This window comes from Paenibacillus melissococcoides, assembly GCA_944800085.1.
Lineage (GTDB): Bacteria > Bacillota > Bacilli > Paenibacillales > Paenibacillaceae > Paenibacillus_B > Paenibacillus_B melissococcoides.
The window spans coordinates 36,780-61,997 of the sequence record CALYLO010000002.1; the positions used below are offsets into that span (position 1 = coordinate 36,780).

Annotated in this window: 25 protein-coding genes, 2 pseudogenes and 1 riboswitch; of the genes and pseudogenes, 17 read left to right on the forward strand and 10 right to left on the reverse strand. The window is 57.2% G+C overall.

Annotation, left to right across the window (positions count from 1 at the left end; all coding sequences use genetic code 11):
- Positions 1-142: 142 nt before the first annotated feature.
- The 4 genes from OCY70_RS08360 (at position 143) to OCY70_RS08375 (ending at position 4,242) form a co-directional block, all read left to right on the forward strand.
- On the forward strand, positions 143-397 hold the full coding sequence (locus tag OCY70_RS08360; protein ID WP_249725512.1) for a serine hydrolase: 255 nt from the start codon (positions 143-145) through the stop codon (positions 395-397).
- Positions 384-1,130: a serine hydrolase gene (locus OCY70_RS08365; protein WP_249725511.1), complete on the forward strand. Its 747-nt coding sequence runs from the start codon at positions 384-386 to the stop codon at positions 1,128-1,130. Before OCY70_RS08360 ends, OCY70_RS08365 begins: the two co-directional genes overlap by 14 nt.
- A gap of 120 nt (positions 1,131-1,250) precedes the next feature.
- Complete coding sequence (locus OCY70_RS08370; RefSeq protein WP_261944759.1) at positions 1,251-3,236, forward strand: beta-lactamase family protein; 1,986 nt, start codon at positions 1,251-1,253, stop codon at positions 3,234-3,236.
- A 148-nt stretch (positions 3,237-3,384) separates the two neighbouring features.
- A complete protein-coding gene (locus OCY70_RS08375) occupies positions 3,385-4,242 on the forward strand; it encodes an aminotransferase class I/II-fold pyridoxal phosphate-dependent enzyme (protein ID WP_249725510.1) in 858 nt (285 codons plus the stop codon).
- Here OCY70_RS08375 and OCY70_RS36065 read toward each other — a convergent pair.
- Positions 4,239-4,505 (reverse strand): annotated as a pseudogene (locus tag OCY70_RS36065) (GyrI-like domain-containing protein); the annotation flags it as partial. The gene OCY70_RS08375 and the pseudogene OCY70_RS36065 overlap by 4 nt on opposite strands.
- A gap of 308 nt (positions 4,506-4,813) precedes the next feature.
- On the opposite strand from OCY70_RS36065, the gene OCY70_RS08380 reads away from it, so the two are divergent.
- A complete protein-coding gene (locus tag OCY70_RS08380) occupies positions 4,814-5,005 on the forward strand; it encodes an HTH domain-containing protein (RefSeq protein ID WP_261944760.1) in 192 nt (63 codons plus the stop codon).
- 34 nt (positions 5,006-5,039) lie between these two features.
- Complete coding sequence (locus tag OCY70_RS36070) at positions 5,040-5,273, forward strand: GyrI-like domain-containing protein (RefSeq protein WP_390905241.1); 234 nt, start codon at positions 5,040-5,042, stop codon at positions 5,271-5,273.
- 48 nt (positions 5,274-5,321) lie between these two features.
- On the opposite strand, the gene OCY70_RS08385 is transcribed toward OCY70_RS36070, so the two are convergent.
- From OCY70_RS08385 to OCY70_RS08405, 5 genes are all read right to left on the reverse strand, one after another.
- A complete protein-coding gene (locus tag OCY70_RS08385) occupies positions 5,322-6,110 on the reverse strand; it encodes an energy-coupling factor transporter transmembrane component T family protein (protein WP_213430311.1) in 789 nt (262 codons plus the stop codon).
- Positions 6,076-7,929 carry an ABC transporter ATP-binding protein gene (locus OCY70_RS08390; protein WP_213430310.1) on the reverse strand — a complete coding sequence of 618 codons (1,854 nt, stop codon included), beginning with the start codon at positions 7,927-7,929 and terminating at the stop codon, positions 6,076-6,078. The genes OCY70_RS08385 and OCY70_RS08390 overlap by 35 nt, the downstream gene beginning before the upstream one ends.
- A complete protein-coding gene (locus OCY70_RS08395) occupies positions 7,926-8,474 on the reverse strand; it encodes an ECF transporter S component (RefSeq protein WP_213430309.1) in 549 nt (182 codons plus the stop codon). Before OCY70_RS08395 ends, OCY70_RS08390 begins: the two co-directional genes overlap by 4 nt.
- Positions 8,475-8,506: 32 nt before the next feature.
- Complete coding sequence (locus OCY70_RS08400; protein ID WP_213430308.1) at positions 8,507-9,103, reverse strand: YkoF family thiamine/hydroxymethylpyrimidine-binding protein; 597 nt, start codon at positions 9,101-9,103, stop codon at positions 8,507-8,509.
- 127 nt (positions 9,104-9,230) lie between these two features.
- Positions 9,231-9,338, reverse strand: a riboswitch (TPP riboswitch).
- A 657-nt stretch (positions 9,339-9,995) separates the two neighbouring features.
- On the reverse strand, positions 9,996-11,354 hold the full coding sequence (locus tag OCY70_RS08405) for an IS1182 family transposase (RefSeq protein WP_261944512.1): 1,359 nt from the start codon (positions 11,352-11,354) through the stop codon (positions 9,996-9,998).
- A gap of 462 nt (positions 11,355-11,816) precedes the next feature.
- On the opposite strand from OCY70_RS08405, the gene OCY70_RS08410 reads away from it, so the two are divergent.
- The 6 genes from OCY70_RS08410 to OCY70_RS08435 all read left to right on the forward strand — a co-directional run bounded on the left by OCY70_RS08410 (position 11,817) and on the right by OCY70_RS08435 (position 16,392).
- Complete coding sequence (locus OCY70_RS08410; RefSeq protein ID WP_213429338.1) at positions 11,817-12,488, forward strand: GNAT family N-acetyltransferase; 672 nt, start codon at positions 11,817-11,819, stop codon at positions 12,486-12,488.
- Between the two features lie 33 nt (positions 12,489-12,521).
- Positions 12,522-12,650, forward strand: a complete 129-nt coding sequence (locus OCY70_RS08415; RefSeq protein ID WP_373871489.1) for a hypothetical protein — start codon at positions 12,522-12,524, stop codon at positions 12,648-12,650.
- Between the two features lie 119 nt (positions 12,651-12,769).
- Positions 12,770-13,009, forward strand: a complete 240-nt coding sequence (locus OCY70_RS08420; protein ID WP_261944761.1) for an AAA family ATPase — start codon at positions 12,770-12,772, stop codon at positions 13,007-13,009.
- Positions 12,937-13,728 (forward strand): AAA family ATPase, encoded by a 792-nt coding sequence (locus OCY70_RS08425; protein ID WP_261944870.1) that lies wholly within the window; start codon positions 12,937-12,939, stop codon positions 13,726-13,728. Before OCY70_RS08420 ends, OCY70_RS08425 begins: the two co-directional genes overlap by 73 nt.
- 5 nt (positions 13,729-13,733) lie before the next feature.
- Entirely contained in the window at positions 13,734-14,858 is a 1,125-nt protein-coding gene (locus OCY70_RS08430) for a DUF58 domain-containing protein (RefSeq protein ID WP_261944762.1), read from the forward strand.
- Entirely contained in the window at positions 14,848-16,392 is a 1,545-nt protein-coding gene (locus OCY70_RS08435) for a DUF4129 domain-containing protein (protein ID WP_213429336.1), read from the forward strand. The genes OCY70_RS08430 and OCY70_RS08435 overlap by 11 nt, the downstream gene beginning before the upstream one ends.
- A gap of 110 nt (positions 16,393-16,502) precedes the next feature.
- Here the strand turns inward: OCY70_RS08435 and OCY70_RS08440 are convergent, their stop codons facing one another.
- From OCY70_RS08440 to OCY70_RS08450, 3 genes are all read right to left on the reverse strand, one after another.
- Positions 16,503-16,724 carry a hypothetical protein gene (locus OCY70_RS08440; protein ID WP_261944763.1) on the reverse strand — a complete coding sequence of 74 codons (222 nt, stop codon included), beginning with the start codon at positions 16,722-16,724 and terminating at the stop codon, positions 16,503-16,505.
- 103 nt (positions 16,725-16,827) lie between these two features.
- Positions 16,828-18,030 (reverse strand): MGDG synthase family glycosyltransferase, encoded by a 1,203-nt coding sequence (locus OCY70_RS08445; RefSeq protein WP_213429334.1) that lies wholly within the window; start codon positions 18,028-18,030, stop codon positions 16,828-16,830.
- 454 nt (positions 18,031-18,484) lie between these two features.
- Positions 18,485-19,033 (reverse strand): MFS transporter, encoded by a 549-nt coding sequence (locus OCY70_RS08450; protein ID WP_249725361.1) that lies wholly within the window; start codon positions 19,031-19,033, stop codon positions 18,485-18,487.
- 116 nt (positions 19,034-19,149) lie between these two features.
- Between OCY70_RS08450 and OCY70_RS08455 the strand changes: the two are divergent.
- A pseudogene (locus OCY70_RS08455) lies at positions 19,150-19,469 on the forward strand (ArsR/SmtB family transcription factor).
- 56 nt (positions 19,470-19,525) lie between these two features.
- On the opposite strand, the gene OCY70_RS08460 reads toward OCY70_RS08455, so the two are convergent.
- Positions 19,526-20,725, reverse strand: coding sequence for an acyltransferase family protein (locus OCY70_RS08460; RefSeq protein ID WP_213429332.1), 1,200 nt, complete (start codon positions 20,723-20,725; stop codon positions 19,526-19,528).
- A 194-nt stretch (positions 20,726-20,919) separates the two neighbouring features.
- Between OCY70_RS08460 and OCY70_RS08465 the strand changes: the two genes are divergently transcribed.
- The 4 genes from OCY70_RS08465 (at position 20,920) to OCY70_RS08480 (ending at position 25,211) form a co-directional block, all read left to right on the forward strand.
- Entirely contained in the window at positions 20,920-21,903 is a 984-nt protein-coding gene (locus tag OCY70_RS08465; protein WP_213429331.1) for an AraC family transcriptional regulator, read from the forward strand.
- 91 nt (positions 21,904-21,994) lie between these two features.
- Positions 21,995-23,323: an ABC transporter substrate-binding protein gene (locus OCY70_RS08470; RefSeq protein ID WP_213429330.1), complete on the forward strand. Its 1,329-nt coding sequence runs from the start codon at positions 21,995-21,997 to the stop codon at positions 23,321-23,323.
- Between the two features lie 105 nt (positions 23,324-23,428).
- Complete coding sequence (locus tag OCY70_RS08475; RefSeq protein WP_261944764.1) at positions 23,429-24,382, forward strand: carbohydrate ABC transporter permease; 954 nt, start codon at positions 23,429-23,431, stop codon at positions 24,380-24,382.
- A 1-nt stretch (position 24,383) separates the two neighbouring features.
- Positions 24,384-25,211 carry a carbohydrate ABC transporter permease gene (locus OCY70_RS08480; RefSeq protein ID WP_213429328.1) on the forward strand — a complete coding sequence of 276 codons (828 nt, stop codon included), beginning with the start codon at positions 24,384-24,386 and terminating at the stop codon, positions 25,209-25,211.
- Positions 25,212-25,218: the final 7 nt, after the last annotated feature.

Here is a 25,218-nt window from a genome sequence, read left to right on the forward strand (position 1 = left end):
GCTTCATGCGGGAATCGGATGAACATCCCCGGGCAGGAGAGGGAGGGCTCTCCTTTGTCCAATTGTTAAGTCGTCTTAATAATTAAGTTAATTGAATCATATTGCTTTGCGATGACATCTATAGAAAAGGAGAGAGAGCGGAATGGAGACGAAACGGGAACGGTTAGAACGATTGTTCAGCAAGTTGGAACAACAAGGAGGAATGAGCGGGGTCTTCCTGGCCGCCGAGCAGGGCGAGATTATCTATCAAAGGGCCTTTGGAGAAGCCGACCTGGCGACAGGCCGGCAGATAACGACGGGTTCGGTATTCGATCTGGCCTCACTGGCGAAGCCGTTCACAGCGGCGGGCATCATGGTACTGGCAGAGGAGGGCAAGCTGGGCTATGACGATCTATGATCATCATTCCCCCCGGTATGAGCTGCCCGACCTTGTGCCGGAGACGAATTTCGCCATGTTCCTTGACGGCATCCAGGGGGATGGAGCGATGAGCTCGAACGTGCATGATCTGCTCGCCTTCGACCGGGCACTAAAAGAACGGAAGCTTGTCAACGGTCCATCGCTGGAGCAAGCGTATGCTCCCGTGCGCCTGAACAATGGGGAGACATTCGATTACGGGTTCGGTTGGTTCGTAGAAGATAAGGATGGAAAGGGGCGTATCGTTAGCCATAGCGGCGGCTGGCCGGGTTACGCCTCCATCCTGAACCGATATCTTGATACCGATATGACGCTGATTTATTTGCGTAACCGGGAGCAGGACGTGGAATTCGATCACAAGGTCATTGAAGCGGCCGAGCGAATTCTGTTCGACCAGCCTTATGAGATTCCGCAGCGGCCGTTAGAGAGACAGATTGCCGCCGTCGACACGGACTTATATAAGCGCTATACCGGATTATACCAGCAGGAGGACGGGGGGGACACGCTAATGTCCGTCTCGATTGAGGACGGCAGGCTCTACCTGCAGGTTGCCGGCAAGGCACGCGTGGAACTGTACCCCGCCAGTGATACGAGATTTTTCGTTCGGCTGATTCCGGTTGAAGTGAAGTTCGTGATTGAGGCGGGGAAGGAGCGGGCGGAGAAGCTTGTGATCGTCCAGGATGGTTACGAGACATATTCCGTACGGATCCAATAGGTCGACTGACCCGCTGCAGATGTACCTGCTGTGAGGGCAATTCATGTCAGAGACAGAAATTAGCCAAGGATGGGGAGAACGATGAACATAAGGAACAGAGCGGTCAAAGGAGCGATAGTCATGATCATTGCAGGAATGGTCTTATCCGGTCTCGGGTACGATCGGACCACATTCGCTGCGGCGGCTAAGGCCCGGCCATCCGGTCCGGCCGATGCGCGTGAACTGGAGCGGTTTGCGGATGCTTTTTTTGAAAAGAGAGAACCGAAGGATGCCGGCGGCGCTGTCGTTGTCGTGGTCAAGGATGGGAGAGTGCTGCTGAAGAAGGGGTACGGGTATGCCGACATGGAACGGAAGGTGCCGGTTGATCCGGATAAAACCGTATTCCGCATCGCCTCCGTCTCCAAGGTATTTACGGCGGCCGCCGTCATGCAGCTGGCGGAGCAGGGGAAGATCGATTTGCATGCCGATATCAACCGCTATATGGGGGATATTCGCATTGACAATCCGTTCAAGGAGCCCGTGACGATGCATCATCTGCTGACGCATACGTCTGGCTTTCAAGCTACGTTGGAGACGATGGACGATTTCCCGGAAGATCTGTCCCGCACGGTCTCGATCCAATCTTATATTAAGGAAAGAATGTCGCCGGTGGTTCGCAAGCCGGGCGAAGCTTATATGTATGACAATTTCGCCTACATCCTGCAAGGCTATATTATAGAGCAAGTCTCCGGGATGCCATTCCATCAATATATGAAGGAGCATATCTTCAAGCCGCTAGGGATGGCGAGCAGCGATTTTCTGCTGACGAAGGAGGTGCTGGAGCGGCTGGCTAACGGTTATGATCCTAGCGGCAAGCCGATTTCGGTGTATGGCGTAACGCCTACGGAGGGGCCGGACGGCGCGATGAACACGACCGGCAGCGATATCGCCCAATTCATGATCGCGCAATTGAATGGCGGCGCCAATGACCACGGCCGGATTCTCCGTCCAGAGACGGTCGAGGCCATGCAGCTCTACCGCGAGCCGATACATCCGGCGTTCCCCGATGCGACGTACGGCTTCGAGAATGTGCTCGATCCTGCGGCCACCAACGGGCAGCATGTGATTTCCAAGGGCGGCGATCTGCTCGGCTTCGCCTCCTGCATGTGGCTGCTGCCGGATCAGAAGACGGGCATATTCATCTCCGCCAATGCGGAAGGAATGCTGCGCTCGGACTGGTATGCCGCCTTCATGAACCAGTACTATCCGAAGAAGGAGCAGGTGCGGACGTTCCTTCGGACGCCGATGGATCAGCTTCGGCGGCTGGAAGGGGTCTATCTCGATCTGAGGTTGAAAATTATGCAGACCACCGTTACGGCAACGGGAGACGGAGAGCTGTTGGTCGAGGATGTGCTGGGGCGGCACACCGCGAAGCAGATCGATACGCTTTTGTTCGAGGATAAAGCGGGGAAGCTGCTTGCCTTCAAGGAGAATGCCGATCATACCGTCGATTATTTGAAATACCGGAATCCGGTCAGCTACGCCCAGAAGATCACGCAGCAAGCCTTTCGCGACGTGGCCGAGGACAGCCCTTATGCATCGCATATTCATTATTTGCGGGCCATTGATCGGGCGGCGGGATTCAAGGATGGGACCTTCCGTCCGGGCAAGCCGGTGACACGGGCGGAATTGATCGCCCTTATGACGCGAACCTTAGGCTATCCGTTGTCCGAGCAGCTGCCAGCGTACGCCGATGCGGCGAACCATTGGGCCCGCGCGGAGATTCAGACGGCCCTTGAGCTCGGTCTGGCGGAAGGGGTGTCGGAAGACCGGTTCGGTCCGGAGGAGACGCTCAGCCGGCAGGAAGCGGCCGAGATGATCGTACGCGGCATGGCGCCGATTCTGGAGAATGCCCGCCCGGATCTGAGCGGCGTGAAGCTGGCCGGGGGAACCGACGATACGTATGCGGACAGTGTGAAGACGATGGCGGCGTTGGAACTGTACGGGCCGGAAGTGAAGCTGCTCGCGGACGGGGCCGTCGACTTCGGGTCCCGGCAGGAGATGACCCGCCAGGAAGCGGCGCTGGTCATGTCGAAGCTGATGGATTTGATGCTCAAGGCGATGTGACCTGACGTCAGAGCGATGGCGGCATGGCCGCCATTCGCGGCAATCGTGGCCGCGTCTTCCCGCCAGCGGGGCAAGGAAGCAATCAGGCCGCCCGTGCGTCAAGGAATGAACCAAGCCGCCAGCCGGGAATCAACGGCAAGCTGACAGAGTGGCCGACTACTTGTCGCTCAGTCCGGCGCCGGTGGAACTGGCTTATAACCAGCTGGCCGCGGAAGGATTCATTGCCAGCGTGCCGCGCAAAGGATATTACGTGCAGCATTTGCCGGAGCCGTACCTGCGGCTCGGGATCGGGGACGAGCCGCAGCGGCCTTCGCAAGAGGACGCCATCACGCAGCGGGCGGCGCCCGCCCGGGACGCGAGGACGTATCCTTACGACTTTCACTTGTCCAGCATCGATGGGACCCACTTTCCATACCGGGTGTGGCGAAGCATCTTCCAGGAGCTTCTCGCCCCGGAGCGGAAGGAGCTGCTCTGGTATGGAGACCCGCAGGGAGAACCGGGCTTGCGGGAGAAAATCGCGAAATATACGCATCAATTCAGGGGAGTGCGCTGTACGAAGGAGCAGGTCATCGTCGGCTCGGATCCGCATGTCCTGCTGACGATGCTGGCCAAGCTATTGCGGGAACATGCCGGCCATATCGCCGTGAAGAATCCGGGTTATCTGCTCTGCCCGGCCACGTTTCGCCAGCAGGGCTACGAGGTGATGCCCGTATCGTTGGAGGAGGACGGCATTCCTATCGGCGATCTCTATGACAGCGCCGCCCGCAGAGAGCCGCAAAGAATTTTTCCTCGGCTTCGGCGGCATTCCGATCGACCGGATCGACGAGGGAATCCGCCGCCTGAGCGAGGTCTGGCTGGAGGGGGGAGCAGATCGGGAGCGGCTGCAGGCGGAGCTCGTCACAACTTGGCTAAGCGGCTCCGGTGCGGCCGGCTTACCGGCGGGCGCCGGAGCCTCATGAGAGGAGGACGGCCTCCGTCATTCGCTTCGCCCTCAAGGAGCGACTAGGATTGGAGGGGGATATAGATCTCGAACGCGTTCGTTTCCCGATCCGGATCGTCAATGGCGGGATGATAGCGTTGATCGTAGCTTTCGAGACCGAGCACGGCAACATTTTTTTCATATACTTCCTGCCTTATCCAGTCAAAGCATCGCACATAGAAACCGGACACTTGGGCCATGGGACCTGTGCAGGTGAAGGGGGCGTACCGTTGCGTCGGTATCGTAAGGCCGATCATTACATCGGGCAGCTGACCCCAATCAGACACCTCACACCGATATAAGACGTAAAGTCCGTCGGGCGGTCATGGCTAGCCGCGATAAATTGGCGGGGATGGATCCGGTATTCAATCTCATGCACGCGTTCCGCGAACTCTCGCCACAGACTCGGAATCGCAGGCGCGGCCGAAAAAGGGCCTGTCCATCCCATTCCCGCTATTTTTTGAACTCCTCTTTGGTCACAATACTTCCTGCCATCGTTCATACTCCTTCCCAGTTTGATCATTTTTTCTTGCTCTTTTACGCTAGCAGTAAACTTGGTCAAAAACTGTCATAGTTCAAAAAAATTTGATGGCAGGGGATGGACGTGGCGAAAAGCAGGCGGTTAACCGAACTGATGATGAAACTGAATTCGAAAAAAAGGTATACGGTGCAGGAACTGGCGGATGAGTTCGGCGTGTCTTATCGCACGATGTGGCGCTATCTGCAGGAGGTATACGCTTCGGTCTCGCTCACAATCGGGACAAAGAGTTCACCTATTATGTCACCTTAGAGGTAGAACATGTTGAACGATTCCCGATGATTTTATTCAATTGCACATTCCCGCGCGCATGTATGCTCTTTTCACGCACTATGGCTCTTTAGAGCGGGCGCACGTTCATGCGACCTATCATTCCATTTACCGTTGGCTGGAGAAGAATGGCTATGAGCAGGATAGGGAGGCGCTTATTATCGAATCGTTTGATGAGCGCTTCGCGCCTTCCTCCCCCCATAATCAATATGATTCTATATCCCGGTTCGCTGAACGGCAAGCCGGTTGATGAGGGAATGGCCGCCCCGTCCCTAGAAGCGGGAGCGCAGCGGAGTGTTTACAATTCCCCCCGATAGAGCCTCACCGAGCCCATTTGCCAGGACAAAAGATAGCATCCGCAGATGCCGCCGATGAGCAGCAGCAAGAGCAGCCAATCCTTCCAGGTCACCCGCAGGCGCACGTAATAGGGGCGCTCCCGCTTGCCGGTGAAACCTTTGGACAGCATGGCGACGGCGACGCGCTCCGATTTGCGGATGGCGGAGGCAAGCAGCGGGATGGCGTACCGCTTCATGGCACGAAGCCGGCCCCGCCAGCCGCGTTCCCGTTCCATGCCGCGCATGCGGTGGGCATGCTGCAGAATCCGCAGCTCCTCCCGGAAGAACGGGAGGAAGCGGTAGCCTGCCAGGATGCCGTATGCCCACTTCGGAGACAATTTGCACTGCTGCATCAGGCTCAGCATGAAGCGGACGGGGTCCGTCGTCAGGATGAAGAGAAGCGACAGCGCCGAGAAGATAAGCACCCGCAGCCCGAGCGAGAGCGCTTGATGCAGCGCCGCTGCCGTTACCGAGAAGGCACCCCACTGCCATACCACGTCAGAAGACCCGTCCGCTCCTGCCCGCGGAAGCAATATCGCCGTCCATACATATCCGATACTCATGATCAGAAACGGAGCGAAGCCGAGCAGCCATTTCTTCCAAGACACGCGGCCAAGCGCGAATGTCATTGATGCGGTCCAGATCAGCGCCAGCAGCGGCGTAATCGGATCAAGGGTCAGCGACAACAGAATAACGGCAGTGATGACCGCCAATCCCTTAATGCTCGGATTCCATTCCTGCAAGCTCAGCATGCTTCTCCCTCCCGCTCGCGATAAGTTCGGCCAGCCTGCCGGCTGCCGCGCAGCGGAGCGGCGGCAGCAGTTGGCAGTCCGCCGCCAGCTCCGCATAGTCCGACCACAGCGTGGCCGGCGGTCCGTCATAGGCGGCGCGTCCGTCCCGGAGGACAATGATGCGGTCCGCATACGCGTGTGCCAGCTCCATATCATGCGTAATCATGATAACCGCATCCCCCCGCCGGACCCGTTCCCCGAGCATGTCCATCAGCTCGCGGGTCGTGTCGGCGTCCTGGCCGTAGGTCGGCTCGTCCAGGATGAGCAGCCTCTGCTCATCGGTCAGCGCCGAAGCGACGCTCAGCCGCCGCTTCTGGCCTTGGCTGAGCGAGAACGGGCTCGCCTGGGCGGCGTTCTCCAGCCGCAGGCGGCGCAGCGCTTCCTGAACCGCCCGTTCGATCGCCGCAGGCGCGATGCCCTGCAGCCGGAGCCCGAAGGCAAGCTCATCGGCGACCGTATCGGTAATGAATTGATGCTCCGGATTTTGGAAAACGTAGCCGATCCAGGTCCGGAGCTTCTTCTCCGTGTAGTCGCCGAGAGGTTTTCCCTGCAGCCGGACCGTTCCGGCTTCCGGTTCATTCAGCCCGGACAGCAGCGAGGCGAGCGTCGATTTGCCCGCCCCGTTCGGCCCGGCAATGGCGACCCATTCTCCCGCGCGCAGCGTCAGCGAGATGCCGTCCGCCACCGGGCGGCCGCCGCGCCGGAAGCGCAAGCCTTCCGCCTCCAGCAGAGGGGCGGGATCGGGAGCGCCCGCGGCCCGGACCCCGCCTGATCTGCCTCCGGCCTGGTCTCCGCCCGTTCCGCCGCCGGACTGTTCTCCGGCAGGCCTGCAGCCGGCCGGAGAAGGCGCGGTCAGCGCCCTCAGCGCGCGCTCCTGGCCCGCCTCGCTCCATCGGGCCAGCTCGGCGGCGAGGTCCTGCTCCGTCAAGACCGCCGCCGGCGCCCGCGGTTCCTCGCCCGGGACAAGCCGCTTCAGCTCGCGGTACAGCCGAAGCGGGCCCGGCTGCCAGATGCCGGGCGCTTCCGGCGCCGCGCCGGCATAATATGCGGCGGGCGGCCCGTCGTAAGCGATGGCGCCGCCGGCGTCCATCACGAGCAGCCGGTCCGCCTGGCCGATCCACTCGTCGAGCTGATGCTCGATGACGAGCACGGCCAGACCGCGCGCCCGGGCGAGCTCGCGGACGAGCGCCGCGAACTGCCTGCGGGACGCCGGGTCAAGATTCGACGTCGGCTCGTCGAGCACGAGCAGACGCGTCTCCATCGCGATGGCGCAGGCCAGCGCCAGCCGCTGCTTCATGCCGCCGGACAGCTCGTGAATCGGCGCCTTGCGCCAGGCGGCGAGGTCCACTGCCGCCAGTGCCCCGCTGATGCGCCCGTCCATCTCCTCCCGCGGGCAGCCGAGGTTTTCCAGACAGAAGGCAATTTCCTCCTCGACCCGCAGCAGGCAGAATTGGCTCTCGAAATCCTGGAACACGATGCCGGCCGCCCAAGGGGCATCGCCCGCCGACCGGTCGCTGACCGGCTTCCCGTAGACGAACACCCGGCCCTGCACCTCGCTGTCGATGGCGTGCGGGTACAGCCCGGCCAGACAGAGGGCGAGCGAGCTTTTGCCGCAGCCGCTCGGGCCGAGCAGCAGCGCCGTCTCGCCGTCGCCGATGCGGACGTCGATGCCGGACAGGATCGGGTCCGCGCCCGCCGCGAAGGCGAGCGTCAGCCCCTCGGCCTCGATCGCCGCCACGCGCTCGCTCACGCGGCTTACATTCACATTCACGCGGCTCATGCGGCGCGGGCGCCTTCCTTCGCGATCGGATAGCTGCGCAGCACGCCGGTCCGCTTCAGCGAATGGGCGATGCCGTGGCCGAGCAGCCCTGCGATGAACGCTCCGCTGACGCAGCGGACGGCCAGCATCGCGATGACGAGGCCGGCGGAGTACGCGCCGAAGCCGCTGCGGAAGTAGCCCCATGCGAAGCTGAACAGGGCCGCCCCGACCCCGGCCAGCATCAGCGTCTTCCGGCTGTAGCTGCGGTAGCGGGTGGCGGCGAAGGCCGCTTCGGCGCCCAGCCCTTGAATGAGGGCGGACACGATCAAGATCGGCCCGACCGCGTTGCCGATCAGCACCTCGATGACGGCGGCGCCGGGCTTGCGCAGAATCGTGGCAGCGATAATCGACACGATGAACCAGATGCCGAAGATGACCTCGTAGCCCATCGGCCCCATGAAGCCGACCAGGACATTGCCCACCTGGAAGAACAGCAAATAGACAACGGCAAAGACAACAGACAGCGAGCTGAGCATGACGATATCCTTTAATTTCCAATGTTGCATCGGTATATGGCTCTCCCTTCCGCTTCCCGCGTTCATGACTTACGGCTCGGGCTATGCGCCGAAATATTCGCCGTCAGCACAATATGAGTGCTGTCGCTTGCCCGCGCCCGCTCGAAGGCATGCTCCAGCGTAGCGAATACGTCATGCGCGTCGCCCTGCAGCCCGCTCGCATAATGCACCCCCTTGGTGAAGGTGCCTTCCTCCCGGGCAAGACCGATAATGTCATAGATGGTATCCATATAATCCGGCGTGCCGAGCGGATAGAGCGAGAACTGCGCATCGGTCTGGACCGCGATCGGGCGGGAGCGCTCTTCATTCAGGCGATGGGCGTCCTCCGTCATGTAATAATCGGCTTCGCTGTCCCCGGGACATCCGATCGAAAAGGTAGCATTCAGCACGGTATGAACGCCCGACTGGGCACAGTGGAGAAAGATCGACTTCACCACATCGAACACATGCTCCGTCTTGCCGCGGACGCAGGTGCTTACCTCATCCCTCTTCGACCATACTTTGGACAGGTCCGTCGCCTCCAAGGCGCCGAGAATCAGCTCCATGAACCGATCGCTCATCGGATAGAGCGAGAACCGGCAGCCGGCGATCTGGCCGGTGCCGCACATTGATTTTTTCATTGCGAATTCCTCCCGTATCTCCGAATGATCGTAAAACAGCAAAAAACCGCACCTCCGGGAAGTGCGGTTCGCCATACGGAAGAGCGGCTGCCAGGAAGGAAAGCCTCCTTCGGCGAGCGCGAATCATCGTAATCTGCCTACACTTCCCCACGCTAGTATTATCTAGTTCGGGTCGTAAGGGTTAACAGCGATCCGCTGTCTCTCAGCCTGCGAGCAAGCACCCCTAGTGTTCACGGATATGCGGTTGGCATTGCTTCTTTTACGCTTCCCATTATACCGGGACCGCCCTGAATGTAAAGACTCTTTTCGGGAAAAGGCGCTTTTTCATCGTCCTTCCCGGTCATCTTCCGGTATAATGAAAAGAAGAAATTTAATCGCTTGGAATCGAGAGAATACGAGGGAATCTCCATGAGGCCGTCTCCGTCGCCAAGACGCTCGGTTGGCTGGATGAGCGTGGGCCATAGCCCGAGTTGAGAACATATGTTTCCTGATGCCGATAATTTGTTTATCCAGGTCGGACTGTAAGGGCCGGGGGGCTGTCCCATAAGTAGTTTTTAGCTACACTGAGACAACCCCGCTTGCTTCTAACAAATCGACTTGCCAAAAAACTGCGAAATTACAGTTTTCCCTTGTGAAGTTTCCTCCGTTAAAGGAATTCCTGCAAAACCGCAGGAATTTCAGCTATACCAATGGATTGAAAGAAAAAATCGGCGAGAATGATCCATTTTTACAGGAATGGCATCAGATCGCTGCTGAAATCGCGTAAATTCCTGCACATATCAGGCTGTTGGAAAACCCCTGTTTTTTACGAAGTAATATCAATGTAATATCATTTTGCTGGGAAAAAGTGGTGTTTGGTGAGAGAGAATGGAGGGGGGATGGGGTCTTTGCTTTACCCCACCCTTCTGGCGAGATGTGTGGCTATCTTTTTTATGTTCTGTGCAGTGGCTGTCATCAGCACTTGCTCCTGCACCTTGTCTCTTCCCCGAAACCGGCAATAGCGAAGTCCATGGAGCACTTTGGCATCCGCGAAACTTCGCTCAATGGTTTGGGCGCGTAGGGCATAAACGGCTTTTCCGCTCTCACTCTGGAAGTTTTGAACTACTTTCTCTTTGTGTTCTTCCCAGATATGCCGTTGTATGGTGCGTTGTTTATTTTTGTTCTCGTTACACTTGCTCAATAATGGACAGGCAGCGCATTGTTTGGGATCGGATTTATAATCTCTGAATCCTTTTCGTGTTGTGGTGCGGTACGTGAGTTCTTGCTGGTTTGGACAGATAAAAACATTCTTTTCTGCATCATAATGAAATTTCTCTTTGGGAAATACACCGTGTTCACGGGTCGAACGCTCTGGAATAACTGCCGTGATGTTTAATTTGTTCGTACGGTAACAAACATAGGCCGTCATGTAACCAGAGTCGAGTGCAACGGCCTCCAGCGACTTTTCCCAGCCAAACTTCTCTATTTGATGTAGTAGACGATCCACATAAACAACCGAATCATTCACATTTCCAGGCGTAACGTAGCAGTCCGTAATCACGTTGTATTTATGATCTACGGTGCGGTGATCTAAATAATGAAACCCTTCCGGTTTTCCATCCCGATTCAGGTTTCCGCTATCCGGATCTGTTAAGCTAACTTTTTGTTCCTTGGTTTCGGCCTCCTCTTTGGGAGGCAGTGGCTTTTTTCCAAAAGCGACCCGATCCTCATTCACGGCTTGCTCCAGCTCTTGGAGATATTCATAAGGCGTACAAGTGACTTCTCGTTTCTCGTACCGTCCGTTATTGGCATTTGCCTTGATATGCGTGGAGTCGGTAAAGAGCAGCCGCCCTCCCACCATGTTGTGCTGAATCGCCTGCTGAACGATATTATCGAAGATATCTTGGAAGACGGTAGTATCCTTAAACCGATTTTTCCGGTTCCAGCTAAAGATCGAATGGTCAGGCGCTTTGCCGGAAAGCCCGAGCCGTAAGAACCACCGAAAAGCCAGGGAATCGTTGACGACTCGCTCCAGTTCTCGCTCTGAGCGAATGTTATACAAGTAGCCGATCAGCAGCATTTTAAAGAACACAATGGGATCCACAGATGGTCGGCCGTTCGACTCGCTGTAGTAAGGACGCACAAGGTCCAAAATAAAGGTAAAATCAATATGTTTATCGATATGACGAAGCAAGTGATCAGGGGCAACCATATGCTCAAGACAAACCAGTTCATAGTCCAGTTGTGGGTTGGGATCATTCGTGTAAAGCATACAAACACCGCGCTTTCCATGGATTATGATAAGAACATTATACCAAATTAACGCGGTGAATGGGTAATTAACATAGACTTTCTCAACACTCTGACATATGCAGGATTCGCTGCCTCCCCCTCTTCCGCCGCTCGTCCCGCCGCCGTCTCTCCCACCTCCACATTCGTCACATCTCACCGTCTCCCCCACCTCCGCAATTCGCAGCTGTCCCGTCTTGCCCTCCCTCATTTTTCTTTGACTTATTGGACAGCCCCTTTTGCTTGTTCCGGCACGCGGCCACGCTTCGCCCGCAGGTGGAGCGAATCCGTTCAATCTGCACTGGGAACAATTGACGCGGCTGCCCCGGCGCAGTACGATGACAGGAGAAGCTCCGGCGCCGCAAACCGGCGCAGGGGCCATATTCCGAAGATTCGGGGTGGAACTATTTGTAGGGCCAAGCTGTTGCTCTTGGAACGCAAGCATATGGAAGACGCGGCCGCGGTCATGGCCGAAGGGTTCAAGGAAGACGGATTGTATGTGCATTTGCTGCCTGATCCGTCTACCCGCGTGGAAGTGTTGAAGCTGTTTTTCCGAAATTATATCGAGTTGCTGTATGATTACGGCGGCTTATATGCGACATCCGAGAACATGGAGGCCGTCGCGCTCATCTTCCGCTCGGAGCGGATGGGAGCCTCCTGGGCTTCCCGCGTGAGCTACGCCTGGGGCGTTGCCCGGGCCGTCGCGAAGTCGCTAGGCATGTGCCGCTGCATCGGTCCCGCAGGCTTCCTGCGCGGCTTGTCGGGCCTGCGCAGCATGAGCTCGGCCTGGCTGGCCTCGTTGGGCGACCAGCCTTATCTGCATCTCGACATGCTCGTGGTGCAGCCGCAATACCGGGGCCAGGGCTGGGTGCGGAAGATGATGTCCCCATTGCTGGCCGAATGCCGCGAACGGGGAATCGCCTGTACCTTGGAGACGCAAAATCCGCGCAATGTCGGGCTGTATGAGCATTACGGCTTCACGGTCGTGGATACGATCCGGCTGCGGAACAGCGACCTGAGGCAGTATTGCATGATCTGTCTGCCTGGGAAGGGCGTCTGGGCAGAACGGGAGTCCCGGGCATCCGGCAGCTATGCCGCCACGCGACACAAGCCGTAACAGAGCACAACAGTGAAGGTGTGAGGATAGAGGATGAAGCAGCATATTTTGCAGATTGAAGACGATCCCGGCATCGTGGAGATGGTGGGCAATCATTTGACAAAGGAAGGGTTCGCCGTCACGGCGGCGGGCAATGGAGAGGAAGGCCCGACTCTCTCTTAACCTCAGATCCCCCTTGCGCTTGCCCTCGCCGCACCAGTTCAGGGTTAACCGTAGCCGAGCCTCCCAAAAAAGGGTAACATAGAAGCAGTAACCACGACGGAAACGAGGTGCTTCGATCTATGGACTTATCCCGTATTCATGCGCTTGCCCAAGCGATTAAACGCAATGTGCAGCAGGTTATCGTCGGCAAGGACGACACGCTGGACCGTATCTTCGTCGCTCTGTTCACCGGCGGCCACGTGCTGCTGGAGGACGTCCCGGGCACAGGCAAGACGCTGCTCGCCAAATCCATCGCCAAGTCGATCGACGGCACCTTCAAGCGCGTCAATTCACGCCCGATCTGCTGCCTACCGATCTGAGCGGAATGAATGTGTACAACCAGAAGCGGGGCGAATTCGAATTCCGGCCGGGCCCGGTCTTCACGAACCTGCTGCTCGCTGACGAGATTAACCGGGCGACGCCGCGCACCCAATCCAGCCTGCTGGAATGCATGGAAGAGCGCCAGGTCAGCATCGACGGCGTCACGATGCCGCTCGAAGAGCCGTTCATCGTGCTGGCGACGCAGAACCCGCTCGACAACTTCGGCACGTTCCCGCTCCCGGAGGCCCAGTTGGACCGCTTCATGCTGAAGCTGAAGCTTGGCTATCCGACATTCGAGGAAGGACTGCGCATCCTGTCGCGCTTCCGCACCGAGGATCCGATACAGGAGCTTGCCCCGGCCGCGACGCGGGAGGATATCAAGGCGGCCCGGGCCGGATATACCCGGGTCCATGTTGACGATGCCATCCTCGTATATGTGCTCGGGATCGTCGAGCGGACGCGCAGCCACCCGGACATCGCGCTGGGAGCCAGCCCGCGGGCCAGCCAGGCGCTGCTTCGCGCCGTACAGGCCTATGCTGTCATCCGCGGGCGGGATTACGTATCGCCGGACGATGTGAAGGCGATGGCCGCTCCGGTGCTGGCGCATCGCCTGCTGCTTCATCATGCGGCCGCATCGCGGGACGATCACGCCGCTTCCGTCCTGGCCCAGATCATAAGCCAGGTGCCGGTTCCGGCAGAAGCCCGCGCGGCGGAGTGACGCTTATGCCGCTGCATTGGCTGATTGTGTTCCTCGGCCTTGCGCTGGCTGCGCAAGGTATGCTGTATAGACGTTGGGAGCTGCGGCGGGTCTCTTATACCCGCACATTTTCGAAGCAAAAGCTGTTCGCCGGCGAGACGCTGGAGATGACGGAGACGATCGGCAACGACAAGCTGCTGCCTCTGCCCTGGGTCCGGCTGGAGTCGATGATGCCGAGCGCTCTTCGCTTCGGGAAGCAGCAGAATCTGGAGATGGACGTCGGGGAGCTCTCCCAGAACCATCGAAGCCTGTTCGCGTTGAAACCGTATACACGCGTTATTCGGCGTCATCAGATTACATGTGTGAAGCGGGGCATCTACCGGCTGGACAGCGTCACGATGACGGCCGGCGATCCGTTCGGCGTCTTCGATGCCGTGCGCCGAATTCCGCTGGGGCTGGAGCTGACCGTGTATCCGTCGCTCCTTAGTCTGGATCAGCTTCCACTGTCGACGAAGAGCTGGATTGGGGACATTCCTGTACGCCGCTGGATCTTGGAGGATCCATTCTGGAAATCAGGGGTCCGGCCATACCGCCCGGGCGATACGCTCAAATCGGTGCATTGGAAGGCAACGGCCCGCACGAACCGCCTTCAAGTGCACAAGTTCGATTATACGGCCGACCGCAAGCTGATGATCCTGGTCAACTTCGAGACATCGGACGGGATGTGGTCGAAGGTGACGATTCCGGAGCAGGTCGAGACGGCGCTCTCATATGCGGCCTCCATCGCCCATGCGACGGTGAAGCAGGGGATGGAGACCGGGGTTAGCTGCAACGGAAGCCAGCCCGGCCATACTAGAGGGACCGCGTTAACCTTTCCGCCCGGAGCGGGAATGCCGCATTTGCACCTGCTGTTCGAATGGCTGGCGAAGTTGGAGCTGGAGCTGACGATGACATTCGACACCTTCCTTGCGCAGTGGGAGCCGGCGGGGGACATGGACTATATAATCGTGACGCCGCTCCCGCCTTCCCGCCAGGCGGAAGCGATCGCGAACCGGATGCGCATGCGCGGCAGCGCCGTGGAGTGGCTTGTGCTGCCGAAGCCTCCCATGAAGCCGGAGACGCAGGATGAGGAGGTGCGCCATGCTCAATAGCCGGGAAAAGGGTTTGGAACGAAGCCGGAATCAGAGCGGGGAACTGAACCGTGAAAGCAGCCGGGAACTGAACCGCGAAGGCAATCGGGAACGAAAGCGGGAATTCAACCGGGAAGGCGGCCGGGGTTGGTATTGGAACCGGGGGCGAGGCATCGGGATTTCGCTGCTGCGGGCGCTGCTCGATTATCTCATCCTGTTCCCGGTTCTGCTGCTGATCAGCGTGTATGCGGCTCCTGCTGAGGCCGGACCGCTGCTGTGGTCCGGCCTATGGCCGGCCTGCGCGGCCGCAGGAACGGCGCTCCAGTCTGCGGCGCGATTCAAGCGGCTGCGCCTCTGGCTGCTGCTGTTTTTTGTGGCCGGCATCGCCGCGCTGGCAACGGCATCGCCGCTTCGTCTGCCGATGATAGCGGTGTATGCGGGCGGCTTTATCGTATTTTGGAGAGGGACGTCGGCTGTGGCGAACCGGCAGGCGTTCAGAGATACCGTACATTGGAATTGGGCGGGGCTCGGCATCTATTTTCTCGTGTTCGCGCTTTCCTTCTTCCGCCCGGAGCTGCGTGAGCTGCAGCCGCATCTGGCCGCCGTCGGCGTGCTGTTCGTCTTCGGCACGCTCTGGCAGATGAACTGGGCGCAGTTGAACAAGGCGAATTACAGCGCGGAGGCACGCGGCTCCGTCCCGTCCCAGGTGGTGCGCCTCAATGCGTCCTATGTCATCCTGTTCTTCCTTGCGCTGGTGCTTATCGTCGCCTTCACCTTCGGGTCGGCGATGGACACGCTGATGGAGTGGACGCGCAGGCTGCTCGCCTGGATATTCTCGGGAAGCGAGCCTGTCGCCGTGGACGAGCCTCCGCCGCCGCCGGCCGCACCGCAGATGCCTCTATTCGGGGCCGATGCGAACGCCGAGCCGAGTCTGTTCTGGAAGCTGCTGGAGCGTCTCATTACCGTCGTCTTCTGGGTCGCCTTAACTGTCGGGGCGCTGGCCGGAATCGGTTTCCTGCTGCGCTTCCTGATGAAAAAGCTGTTCCCGCAGGCCTGGGAAGCGCTGCTGCGGTTTTTGCGCAAGCGGGAAGCAGAGCCGGAGGCGGCGGACTATGTAGACGAACAATCCTCCACGTTCGAATGGGAGAAGCTCCGCCGCCGCGTCATGAAGCCGTGGGCGCAGACCGCGCGCCGCTGGCGCCGCGAGCGCTATGACGACCTGAAGACGAATCGCGAGCGAATCCGCTTCCTGTACCGGGAGCGGCTGCGCCAGGCGATCGGGAAAGGGTACGAGCCTGACCCGGGACGTACGCCGAAGGAGACGATGGAGCATCTTCGGCAATGGGAGCGGGGGGCAGAGGGCGGTCAAGGGGGCGAGAGCGAACTGGTCGACGTCTACACCGAAGCCGTCGAGAGCGAGTGGGTTGACGCGTACACCGATCCCGTGGAGAGCGAACTGGGCGACGCGTACACCGAAGCCCGATACGGGAAGCGCGACGTTCCGGACGAGACGGTGAGTCGGCTTGCCCGCCAGATACGAGGCGGTGCGAAGTGAGGCAAGTTTATTGAAGAAGGGAGCCCTGGCGGCTCCGTTGATTGCGAATTCCTGCTGTATTACAGCATTTTATAGGCAAATGGGACGAATAATGGAAAATTACTGCAAAATTACATCAATTCGCTGCGATAAGTGCCATTCAAGCGATTATGGCGTGAAAATTGCTGCACATTTGCAGGATTCGCTTGCTCCCCTAACGGATCCTTTGAGAAAACTGCACAATTGCAGTATTTTTGGCGGAAAGCACGAACAGCACGCAACTCCAAATCAGGATATGGAAGGAAGCGGACACCAGCAGACACCAGCAGACGCCAGCAGACACCAGTAGGCACTAGTCCCAACTCCTCCAGCTGCTCCCAACTAGCCCGCTCTGAACCGCCTCAACCCGTGCAAAAAACCGTCAGGGCGAGCACCCTGACGGCTGTTTTTACCGGTTTACACGTAATTGCGGCGGAAGCGGAGTCTCGCCGTCTTGCGCGGCACGATTGGGTGCCGCTCCACCTGCAGAATCGCTTCCAGCACGCGGGCTTGCGTATGCTGGCGTTCCGCCTGGGCGCGGATGCTCATCCATTGCAGCGCTTCAGGCCGGGAAGCGAAGGACGAGAGCTGGGACACGAGATCCTCCGGGTCCTCGGCTTGGCAGGCCAGTCCCTTGCGGACCAGATAGCGGATGTTGTCCTGCTCTTGGCCCGGCAGCGGCTTGTAGACGAGCAGCGGCAGCCGCTGGACGACCGCCTCGGTCGTCGTCACCCCGCCTGGCTTCGTAATCAGCAGGTCGGACATGGCCATATATTCGTGGACCGGCTGCACGTAGCCTTCGACCCGGATATGAAGCGGGGACGAGGCCGCCCATTCCTCAAGGTGGCGGCGCAGCCGCTCGTTCCGGCCGCAGATGACGATGAACTGAATGTCGGCTGCCCAGTCGGCTTCTTCCATTGCGCGGAAGAAATCGGGATCGAGCAGGCCGCAGCCGCCGCCCATCAGCAGCACGGTCATCCGCTCCGTATCCAGGCCGTAGCGGCGGCGCAGCGCTGCTTTGTCATAGCTTCCGTAGAACTCCGGACGAACCGGAATGCCGGATACCTCGATCCGGCTGGCGGGAATGCCCTGTCCGGCCAGCTTGGCCCGGGCCTCCTCCGATCCGACCAGATAGCGGTCGGTATGGGGGTGAATCCAGAAGCTGTGATCGGTATGGTCGGTGATGACCGTCACCAGGCCGCATTGCACAGCTCCGCGCTCCTTCAGGCGGGATACCGCCGCGCTGGCCGCCGGGAACGTGCTGACGATAATCGTCGGCTGCAGCTCGCGAATCAGCTTGATGAGCGGACGCAGACTCGTCAGCGGAACATTTTTAATCAGCTGGGAGAAGCGATGATCCCGGCGTGTCATCTCGAACAGAAAGCCGTACATATTCGGGAACATTTTCAACCATTGCACGAAGCAGTACGAACCGACCGTGTGCAGATGCGGCGACACCTGTTCCAAGTAATCGACGACATGCACTTCCGCTTCCTGCGGGCACCAGGTGCGGGCCGCTTCCCGAATCGCGTGAGCCGCCTGCAGATGGCCGTGGCCGAGCGATCCTGCGAGAACGAGCACCTTCTCCTTCGGCTGTTTACCGTAACCCCGATCATACATGTTTCCTAACATCTCCCTTTATTTATAACTTCACCATCTCTGGCTACTTCTTCTCTCAGAATTTGTTACTCTTATCGTATCCGAAAAGGGACGGACTGGAAATGGACTGGAGTGCGGTTGTGATCCTAGACCTTTGGCGGGTCTTGGACCTAGCTATTAAGCATACAAGCTCCATCATAGAATAAAAATGATGAGAAAAGGTTGAAAATTTATAATATTTTCAAATGATATCATTAGAAAGACCGATAGCCAGGCCACTTTATACTATTATACAAGATGAATGGGACATCACCCTAGATAACTATATTCGGGGTAGTAGGGACGTATGCAGAGGTAAAATATGAAGGATTTGTTGAAGTGCGCACCACGGCAGTGAAATATGACAATAGACAAGGGGGCCGACGGCCCCTTTCCTATGTATAGCTAAGCCACTGTTCAGTCGTTGGCGGCTGCCTTACCCGCGGCGGATGCTGGTACGGAGGCTTCCGATCCGAACAGGCCGCTTCGGTAAAACAGGGCGAGTGCCGCTAACATGGCGATCAATACCATCAGACCGACGCTCCGGAACCCGCCGAACCGGACATACAGCCCGCCGGCTATGGCCGCCCCGGCCGTCGCCCAGCCCATCGTCTTGAGCACCAGCGGGTCCAGCTACCGTCTGGGGAATCGAAGCCCACACCTGCGGAGTGGTGATGGCAGCAGCCACACCTGCGAGGAAGCGAAACAGGAACATAGTGTCGAACCCGTTCGCGGTACCGCACAAAGCCGTACAGGCCGCAAATGCGGCAAGTCCGGCAATCAGCACTTTTTTGCGGTTCATTCGCTCGGTCAGCGGTCCGGCGATCATGGCTGTAACAGCATAACCGAGCGAGTAAGCGGACATCAGCCAACCGGACGTGTCGGCCCCGATTCCGAATTCCATACGCAGGGTTGGAAGCAGAGGAGACATGATAAAGATGTCGATACTGATGGTGAACATAATGGCGGCGAACAAGTATTTCATTTGCAATGGAGAGAACCCCTTTCTTGGTGTAAGAGAGTCATGCATGCCTTCTATTTCAATAGTTCGATAATATTCGAATAATCGAAATATGTCATTGGTAGGCTTATAATTGGAGCATGAGAAGCTTATATCATCCACCTGTGGAAGAAATTCAACTGGCGGCTGTGCTGTACGCGTTAAGCGATCCGATCCGTCTGGAGATCATCCGTTTTATCGCCAATACGGGGAGACCCGATGCGGTGACATGGGGATGGATATCCTGAAGTCGACGATGTCGCATCACTTCAAGGTTCTTCGGGAATCGGGGGTGACCCGGACACGCATATCCGGAACCCAGCGGTTCATGTCCCTGCGCAAGGAGGAGTTGGAGGAACGGTTTCCGGGGCTTCTCCAGTCGGTGCTATCGGCGTACGGCAAGGGGAAGGACGAGGAGTAACAAGTGAAATAAGGCTGCTTAGGACCTTGCGTCCAGGCAGCCTTATTTCAAACCTCTCAATCCATCCCCACCGTTCTCTCCCCTTGTACGCCGCGCTCCCTTCTTCGTCTTTTTGCAGGGCCGAACAGCCGCTCGCTCCCGCGCGAGAGCAGGGCCAGCGTATTGGCATCGACGAACCGTTCGAAGAGATGGGCCGCAGCGAATATGACCGGCAGCGTATTCAGCATCGTCAGCAGGACGCTCATCCCGTAAGGCAGCACGGAGTGGAGCTGCAAGAAGATATAGCTGCCGAGGGAACAAATTATCGTAAAATGCACGAGATACAGCGAGAACGATATTTTGCCCAAATAGGCGAACGGCTTGCGGTTGAACAGGGTCTGCATCCGGCTTGAGTTCAACAGGGCCGCCAGGATCAGGAACGATCCGATGACATGGTAGAACTCGAAGAAGGAGAAGCCGGGCGCTTCCCATACGAGAATGGAATATATGGTTCCCTGCGGAGCCCAATAAGGGAAAGAGCCCAGGTAGATGCCAACGAGAACGAATACTGCGTTAATCCAGGGGCGGTTGAGGGCCGCCAGCCAGTTCCGGCCGCTATGCTTGAGATCGCTCAGCAGCATGCCCAGCACGAAGCCCAAATAGTAGGAGTCCATCCAGAGCCAGATCAGAAGCGCATAGACGGCGAACCGCAGCTTGCGCTTCCCAAGCAGCAGCAGGAACGCAAAGATCAAGAAGGACCCGAACAGCTCGTACGTCATCGTCCAGAGCACGGGGTTGTATTGCGATCCATAGGTGAAGAAGGTGTGGAACAGGCTCTCCTTCATCATCGCCCATACGCCGGTATCCGCCGCGAACGGATCGGGCATGGAGGACAGGGTGATTCCTTGAATGTCATCATAGAATCCGAATCCGGCGAGGATCGCCACATAAGCCAGGACAACCGACAGCCAAGCGGGCACGGCCAAGCGGAAGTATCTTCGGGCCGCGGAAGAATAGACATGCAGGCGGTCTTTGGTCTGGAAATATCGATAACTCAGTACATAACCGCTCAGCACGAAGAACAAGCATACAGAAAAGTTGCCGTTAAACAGCAGATTGATCGGGGTCTGCGCGGCGGCAGCCTCGAAGGCGAAATGCGCTATCTCCGGCTTGCCCTCAAAGACAGACGGAAGAAACACCTGAAAGAAGTGGCTTATCACCACGATGCAAGCCGCCAATCCTCTTACGCCGTCCAAGTATACAATTTTCGACTTCATGGGCATTCCCACTCCTCCATACCGGCGTTCCTCCTCTTACTTAGAGGACACGTACTATCTATTACTTTTCATTGTAATCTCTTTTTGCAGCAAGATGTTTAAATTTTTGAATACAGTCATAGGAAAACGGTTCCAAGGAGGAGAAGTAATCGAGAGGCAGAGCACATAGGCGGAATACGAAGGAGTGAATATCAATGGCGCTTCAATGGAATATCGCTGATATTGATGAATTGACTCGTTCCGGCATTATTTATTTCAATTCCAAGATGGAAATGTTGGAGGACTTGCCCTGCAAAATGTACCGATTGACGGCCCAACCGAGCTTAATGACCCACTGCCACGACTACTTTCAGATCTGGTATGTCGCCAAAGGAGCCTTCCATCATATGGTGAGCGGCAAGCGGTTCGCGATTGCGGCGGGGGATATTTTTGTCGTCTCCCCGTTTACATTGCATAGCGTAGAGATTCCTTCGAAGCAGGAGCTTGAAATCTACGGCTGTGAATTTATGCCCTCCTTTATCAACGAGCGGTTGGAAGAGAAGCCGGTGGATCGTTCTTTTTTTGATGTCGCCTATGTAGAGTATTTTCTGCGTAGGGAGACAGGCATCCAGTCCAAAATTACGCTGGAGAACGTGATCGAGGTCAGGGTTCGAAATCTGATGAGGGAGATGCTGGCAGAGTATGAGAGGCGATCTCCCTTTTTTCAGATCCTATTGAAGGCGAACCTGCTGCTGTTGCTGTCCATCCTGGTTCGGCAGGTGAATCGGGAGCTGGTCGATGCGGGATTCGAGAAGTCGGAAAAATATAAAAATATTATGACCGGGGTAATTGAGTATATCCATACGAACTATCACGAAAATTTAAAGCTCGACACGCTATGCTCGATCGCGAATCTGTCGCGGTCTACTTTTTGCGGGTTGTTCAAGGAATGGACAGGCAAGACGTTCAACCGCTACGTCACCGATCTTCGCATCTTCCACGCCATCGGCATGCTGATGCGGCCGGAGCTGTCCGTCACGGATGTATGCTATTCCACGGGCTTTAACGAGCTCTCTTATTTTTGCAGAATCTTCAAAAAATATACGGGCATCTCCCCTACCTATTTCCGCAAGCAAGCGGTGCAGGCAAAGAATGACAATCATACGATAATCCCACTTATACAGTCAAAAGTGAAATGAAATAAACCGTTTACATGCTACCATATGGGTACTTGTTAGCCTAACAGGGTCGCAGACGGTTGTTCGATTCATCATTACGGGGGGATGAAGTATGAGAAGAAAATCGTTGATGTGGTGTCTTGCTCTCGTTCTCATGATCTCGATTGTATCCGGATGCTCTGGCGGCAATTCTCAAAATGCAGACGGCAGCTCCCGGAATAAGGGGAGCGAAGCCGGCAGGACAGACAACGCTTCTTCCGCGGACGCGGTAGAGCTCAGCTTCTGGTACGGATGGACCGGGCCGGAGGGCGAAGCGATTGAGAAGCTGATCGCCAAGTGGAATGCGGCCAATCCCGGCATCCAGGTGAAGGGGCTGTCCCAGAGCGATTATCAGAAGCAGCTTACGGCGATTACCGGCGGCAATCCTCCGGACATCGCCTCGCAATTCGGCCAGAACGTGGTGCCTTGGGGGCTGCGGGGCGCCATGATGCCGCTGGATGATTATATTGCGAAGGATGGCGTCGATCTGCAGGATTTCGTTCCGGCGGCATTAAGCACGTCGCAGTATGAGGGCAAGACCTACGCGATCCCGATTGCGATGCATATGTCGATGCTGTTCTATAACAAAGACATATTGGCCGCGGCGGGCTTCGACGGCCCTCCGGCCACGATTGGCGAGCTGAAGGAATATATCAAGGCGCTGAGCATCGTGGAGGACGGGGGGCGCCTGCAGCGTCTGGGATTATGGCCGGGAATGGATGCGTACACCTTCGCCTATGCCTACAGCGGTTCGTTCTACGATGCCGAAGCGAAGCAGGTGACGCCGGATCATCCGGGCGTGAAAGCGGCCATTGAGCTATCCAAGAGCATCTGGGATCAATACGGCTCTGACAATCTGGATCGGTTCTCTTCCGGTCTTGGCCAATATATGTCCGCCCAGAACCCGTTCTTCTCCGGCAAGTATGCGATGACGATCGACGGCGAATGGCTGCCGACCTTCATTAAGCAATTCGCGCCGAATCTGAACTATGGCATTGCGCCGATTCCGTATGATGAGAACAATCCGGAGATGAAGAACCCGGGGAATGTGGTGACGAGCGTGTTCTATATTCCGAAGGGCGCGAAGCATCCGGATGCCTCCTGGAAGTTCCTGAAGTGGATGACCGAGCCGGAGCAAATGGCTGAATTCACGGCGGCGATCGGGAATCTCCCGACGAGAACATCCGCGTTCAAGAACCCGCTCTATAATGACGTGCCGGGATTCAGGGAGTTCCTGGATTACTCGACAAGCAGCAACCTGAAGTCCTTCCCTGCCACTTCCTTCGCGAATGAATATATGACCGAGTTCGGCGTTCAGTATGACGCCATTCTGCGAGGCAGCATCAGTCTGGAGGAAGGCTTGAAGAAGGTCAAGGACAAGATTCAGCCGCTCGTGAAATAGATTGCGCCCGGACGGCTCCGGTCCGCTGCAGCAATATCCATTGGGATCGCTTCGGATCGGAGCATTGGCCTGACGAGACATGCTCACGAAAGGAGAGCTGCGAAGATGAGAGTCTCCACGCCCGCGTTGCGACAGGGGAAGGGAGCCGGTTGGTCGAAGAAGGAGCGTCATTATGTGTATCTTGGCCTGGCATTCGCTTCCCCCTGGATTATCGGATTTCTCGTTTTTACCGTATACCCGTTCTTCGGATCCCTTTATTTCAGTCTGACGGACTACGATCTGTTCAGCCCGCCGAGATGGGTCGGTCTGGACAATTATAAGCAAATCATCGCCGACAGCGGCTTCTATAAGTCACTGGGGAATACGTTTTTTATGGCGTTTATATCCGTGCCGATTACGTTAACGTGCTCCCTGCTGATCGCGCTGCTCTTGAATACGAAAGTGAAGGGCATCAACTGCTACCGGACGATTTTTTATTTGCCGTCGGTCATTCCGATCGTCGCCAGCGCGCTCCTGTGGACATGGATGCTCAACCCGGACTTCGGCCTCATCAATATGGTGTTCCGCGCGCTCGGTCTCCCCGATCCCGCTTGGCTGCTCGATCCCCGGTATACGAAGCCGTCACTGATTCTGATGAGCTTATGGGGCTCCGGGGCAGGCGCCTTGATTTTCCTGGCGGCCCTGCAGGGGGTGCCGAAGCAATATTATGAAGCGGCGCAAGTGGATGGCGCTAACTGGTGGCACCGGTTCTGGAGAATTACGGTTCCCGCCCTGTCGCCAATCATTCTGTTTCAGCTCATTATGGGCCTGATTGGCGCATTCCAGATCTTTACGGAGTCATACATTTTAGCCGGGGGCAAGGTGGACGGAGGCAAATCGCTGGGCGGACCGGATCAATCCTTGTTATTTTACGCAGTCAATCTGTATCAGGAGGCGTTCGTTTATTTGAAGATGGGCTACGCTTCGGCGCTCGCCTGGATTTTATTCCTGATCGTATTGCTGATTACATTCGTGCTCTTGAAGACATCGGGCCGCTGGGTCTATTACGGAGGTGATTAAGATGGCCATCCGGTTGCGGAAGCATATTTTGCCTCATGCCGTGCTGATTCTGTTCTCCATCCTCTTTCTGTTTCCGTTTTTGTGGCTGGTAATGACCTCGTTGAAGACGCCGGACGAGATCTTCCACCTTCCTCCGCGCATTTTGCCGGAGACGTTCCAATGGTCCAACTATAAAGCGGCGTTCGAGGCGATTCCGTTCACCCGCTATATGATGAACACGTTCCTCATCTGCGCTCTGAATATTATCGGGCAGTTGTTCTCGGCTCCGCTGGTGGCTTATTCGATTTCCCGGATCCCGTGGCGCGGGCGGAACATCATCTTCTCGATTGTGGTCGCCACGATGATTCTGCCGGCGCAGGTGCAGATGATTCCGCAGTATATCATTTTTACGAAGCTGGGCTGGGTAAATACGATTCTGCCGCTTACGATCGGAGCGTTCTTCGGGGCGCCGTTCTTCATCTTCCTGCTGCGCCAGTTCCTGATGGGGGTGCCGGCGGAGCTGTCCGAGGCGGCGAAGATTGACGGAGCTTCCGAGCTGCGCATTTACGCGAAGATTATCCTGCCGATCTTGAAGCCTGCCCTGGTCACCGTGGCCTTGTTTTCCTTTGTCTGGTCCTATGTTGATTTTATGGGGCCGCTGATCTATTTGAATGACTCTGCCAAATGGACGATAACGGTCGGCTTGCAGAGCTTCCAGCAGGATCACGGGGCCCAGTGGGAGAAGCTGATGGCGGCTTCCACGATTATGGCGGTGCCGATGATTCTTCTCTATTTCTTCGGCCAGAAATACTTCATGCAATCCGGTTCAGCCTTAACCGGCTTCAAATAATGGGAGG

Coding starts and splice junctions, on each gene's coding strand:
- OCY70_RS08405 (WP_261944512.1), bottom strand. CDS start 11,354: ATGCTTTACACGAATGATCCCAACCCACAACTGGACTATGAACTGGTT.
- OCY70_RS08400 (WP_213430308.1), bottom strand. CDS start 9,103: ATGAAAAAATCAATGTGCGGCACCGGCCAGATCGCCGGCTGCCGGTTC.
- OCY70_RS08385 (WP_213430311.1), bottom strand. CDS start 6,110: ATGCTGAGCTTGCAGGAATGGAATCCGAGCATTAAGGGATTGGCGGTC.
- OCY70_RS08370 (WP_261944759.1), top strand. CDS start 1,251: ATGATCATTGCAGGAATGGTCTTATCCGGTCTCGGGTACGATCGGACC.
- OCY70_RS08470 (WP_213429330.1), top strand. CDS start 21,995: ATGAGAAGAAAATCGTTGATGTGGTGTCTTGCTCTCGTTCTCATGATC.
- OCY70_RS08435 (WP_213429336.1), top strand. CDS start 14,848: ATGCTCAATAGCCGGGAAAAGGGTTTGGAACGAAGCCGGAATCAGAGC.
- OCY70_RS08415 (WP_373871489.1), top strand. CDS start 12,522: ATGAAGCAGCATATTTTGCAGATTGAAGACGATCCCGGCATCGTGGAG.
- OCY70_RS08430 (WP_261944762.1), top strand. CDS start 13,734: ATGCCGCTGCATTGGCTGATTGTGTTCCTCGGCCTTGCGCTGGCTGCG.
- OCY70_RS08410 (WP_213429338.1), top strand. CDS start 11,817: ATGGAAGACGCGGCCGCGGTCATGGCCGAAGGGTTCAAGGAAGACGGA.
- OCY70_RS08380 (WP_261944760.1), top strand. CDS start 4,814: ATGGACGTGGCGAAAAGCAGGCGGTTAACCGAACTGATGATGAAACTG.
- OCY70_RS08390 (WP_213430310.1), bottom strand. CDS start 7,929: ATGAGCCGCGTGAATGTGAATGTAAGCCGCGTGAGCGAGCGCGTGGCG.
- OCY70_RS08360 (WP_249725512.1), top strand. CDS start 143: ATGGAGACGAAACGGGAACGGTTAGAACGATTGTTCAGCAAGTTGGAA.
- OCY70_RS08450 (WP_249725361.1), bottom strand. CDS start 19,033: ATGAAATACTTGTTCGCCGCCATTATGTTCACCATCAGTATCGACATC.
- OCY70_RS08445 (WP_213429334.1), bottom strand. CDS start 18,030: ATGTATGATCGGGGTTACGGTAAACAGCCGAAGGAGAAGGTGCTCGTT.
- OCY70_RS08480 (WP_213429328.1), top strand. CDS start 24,384: ATGGCCATCCGGTTGCGGAAGCATATTTTGCCTCATGCCGTGCTGATT.
- OCY70_RS08420 (WP_261944761.1), top strand. CDS start 12,770: ATGGACTTATCCCGTATTCATGCGCTTGCCCAAGCGATTAAACGCAAT.
- OCY70_RS08395 (WP_213430309.1), bottom strand. CDS start 8,474: ATGCAACATTGGAAATTAAAGGATATCGTCATGCTCAGCTCGCTGTCT.
- OCY70_RS08460 (WP_213429332.1), bottom strand. CDS start 20,725: ATGAAGTCGAAAATTGTATACTTGGACGGCGTAAGAGGATTGGCGGCT.
- OCY70_RS08465 (WP_213429331.1), top strand. CDS start 20,920: ATGGCGCTTCAATGGAATATCGCTGATATTGATGAATTGACTCGTTCC.
- OCY70_RS08365 (WP_249725511.1), top strand. CDS start 384: ATGACGATCTATGATCATCATTCCCCCCGGTATGAGCTGCCCGACCTT.
- OCY70_RS08475 (WP_261944764.1), top strand. CDS start 23,429: ATGAGAGTCTCCACGCCCGCGTTGCGACAGGGGAAGGGAGCCGGTTGG.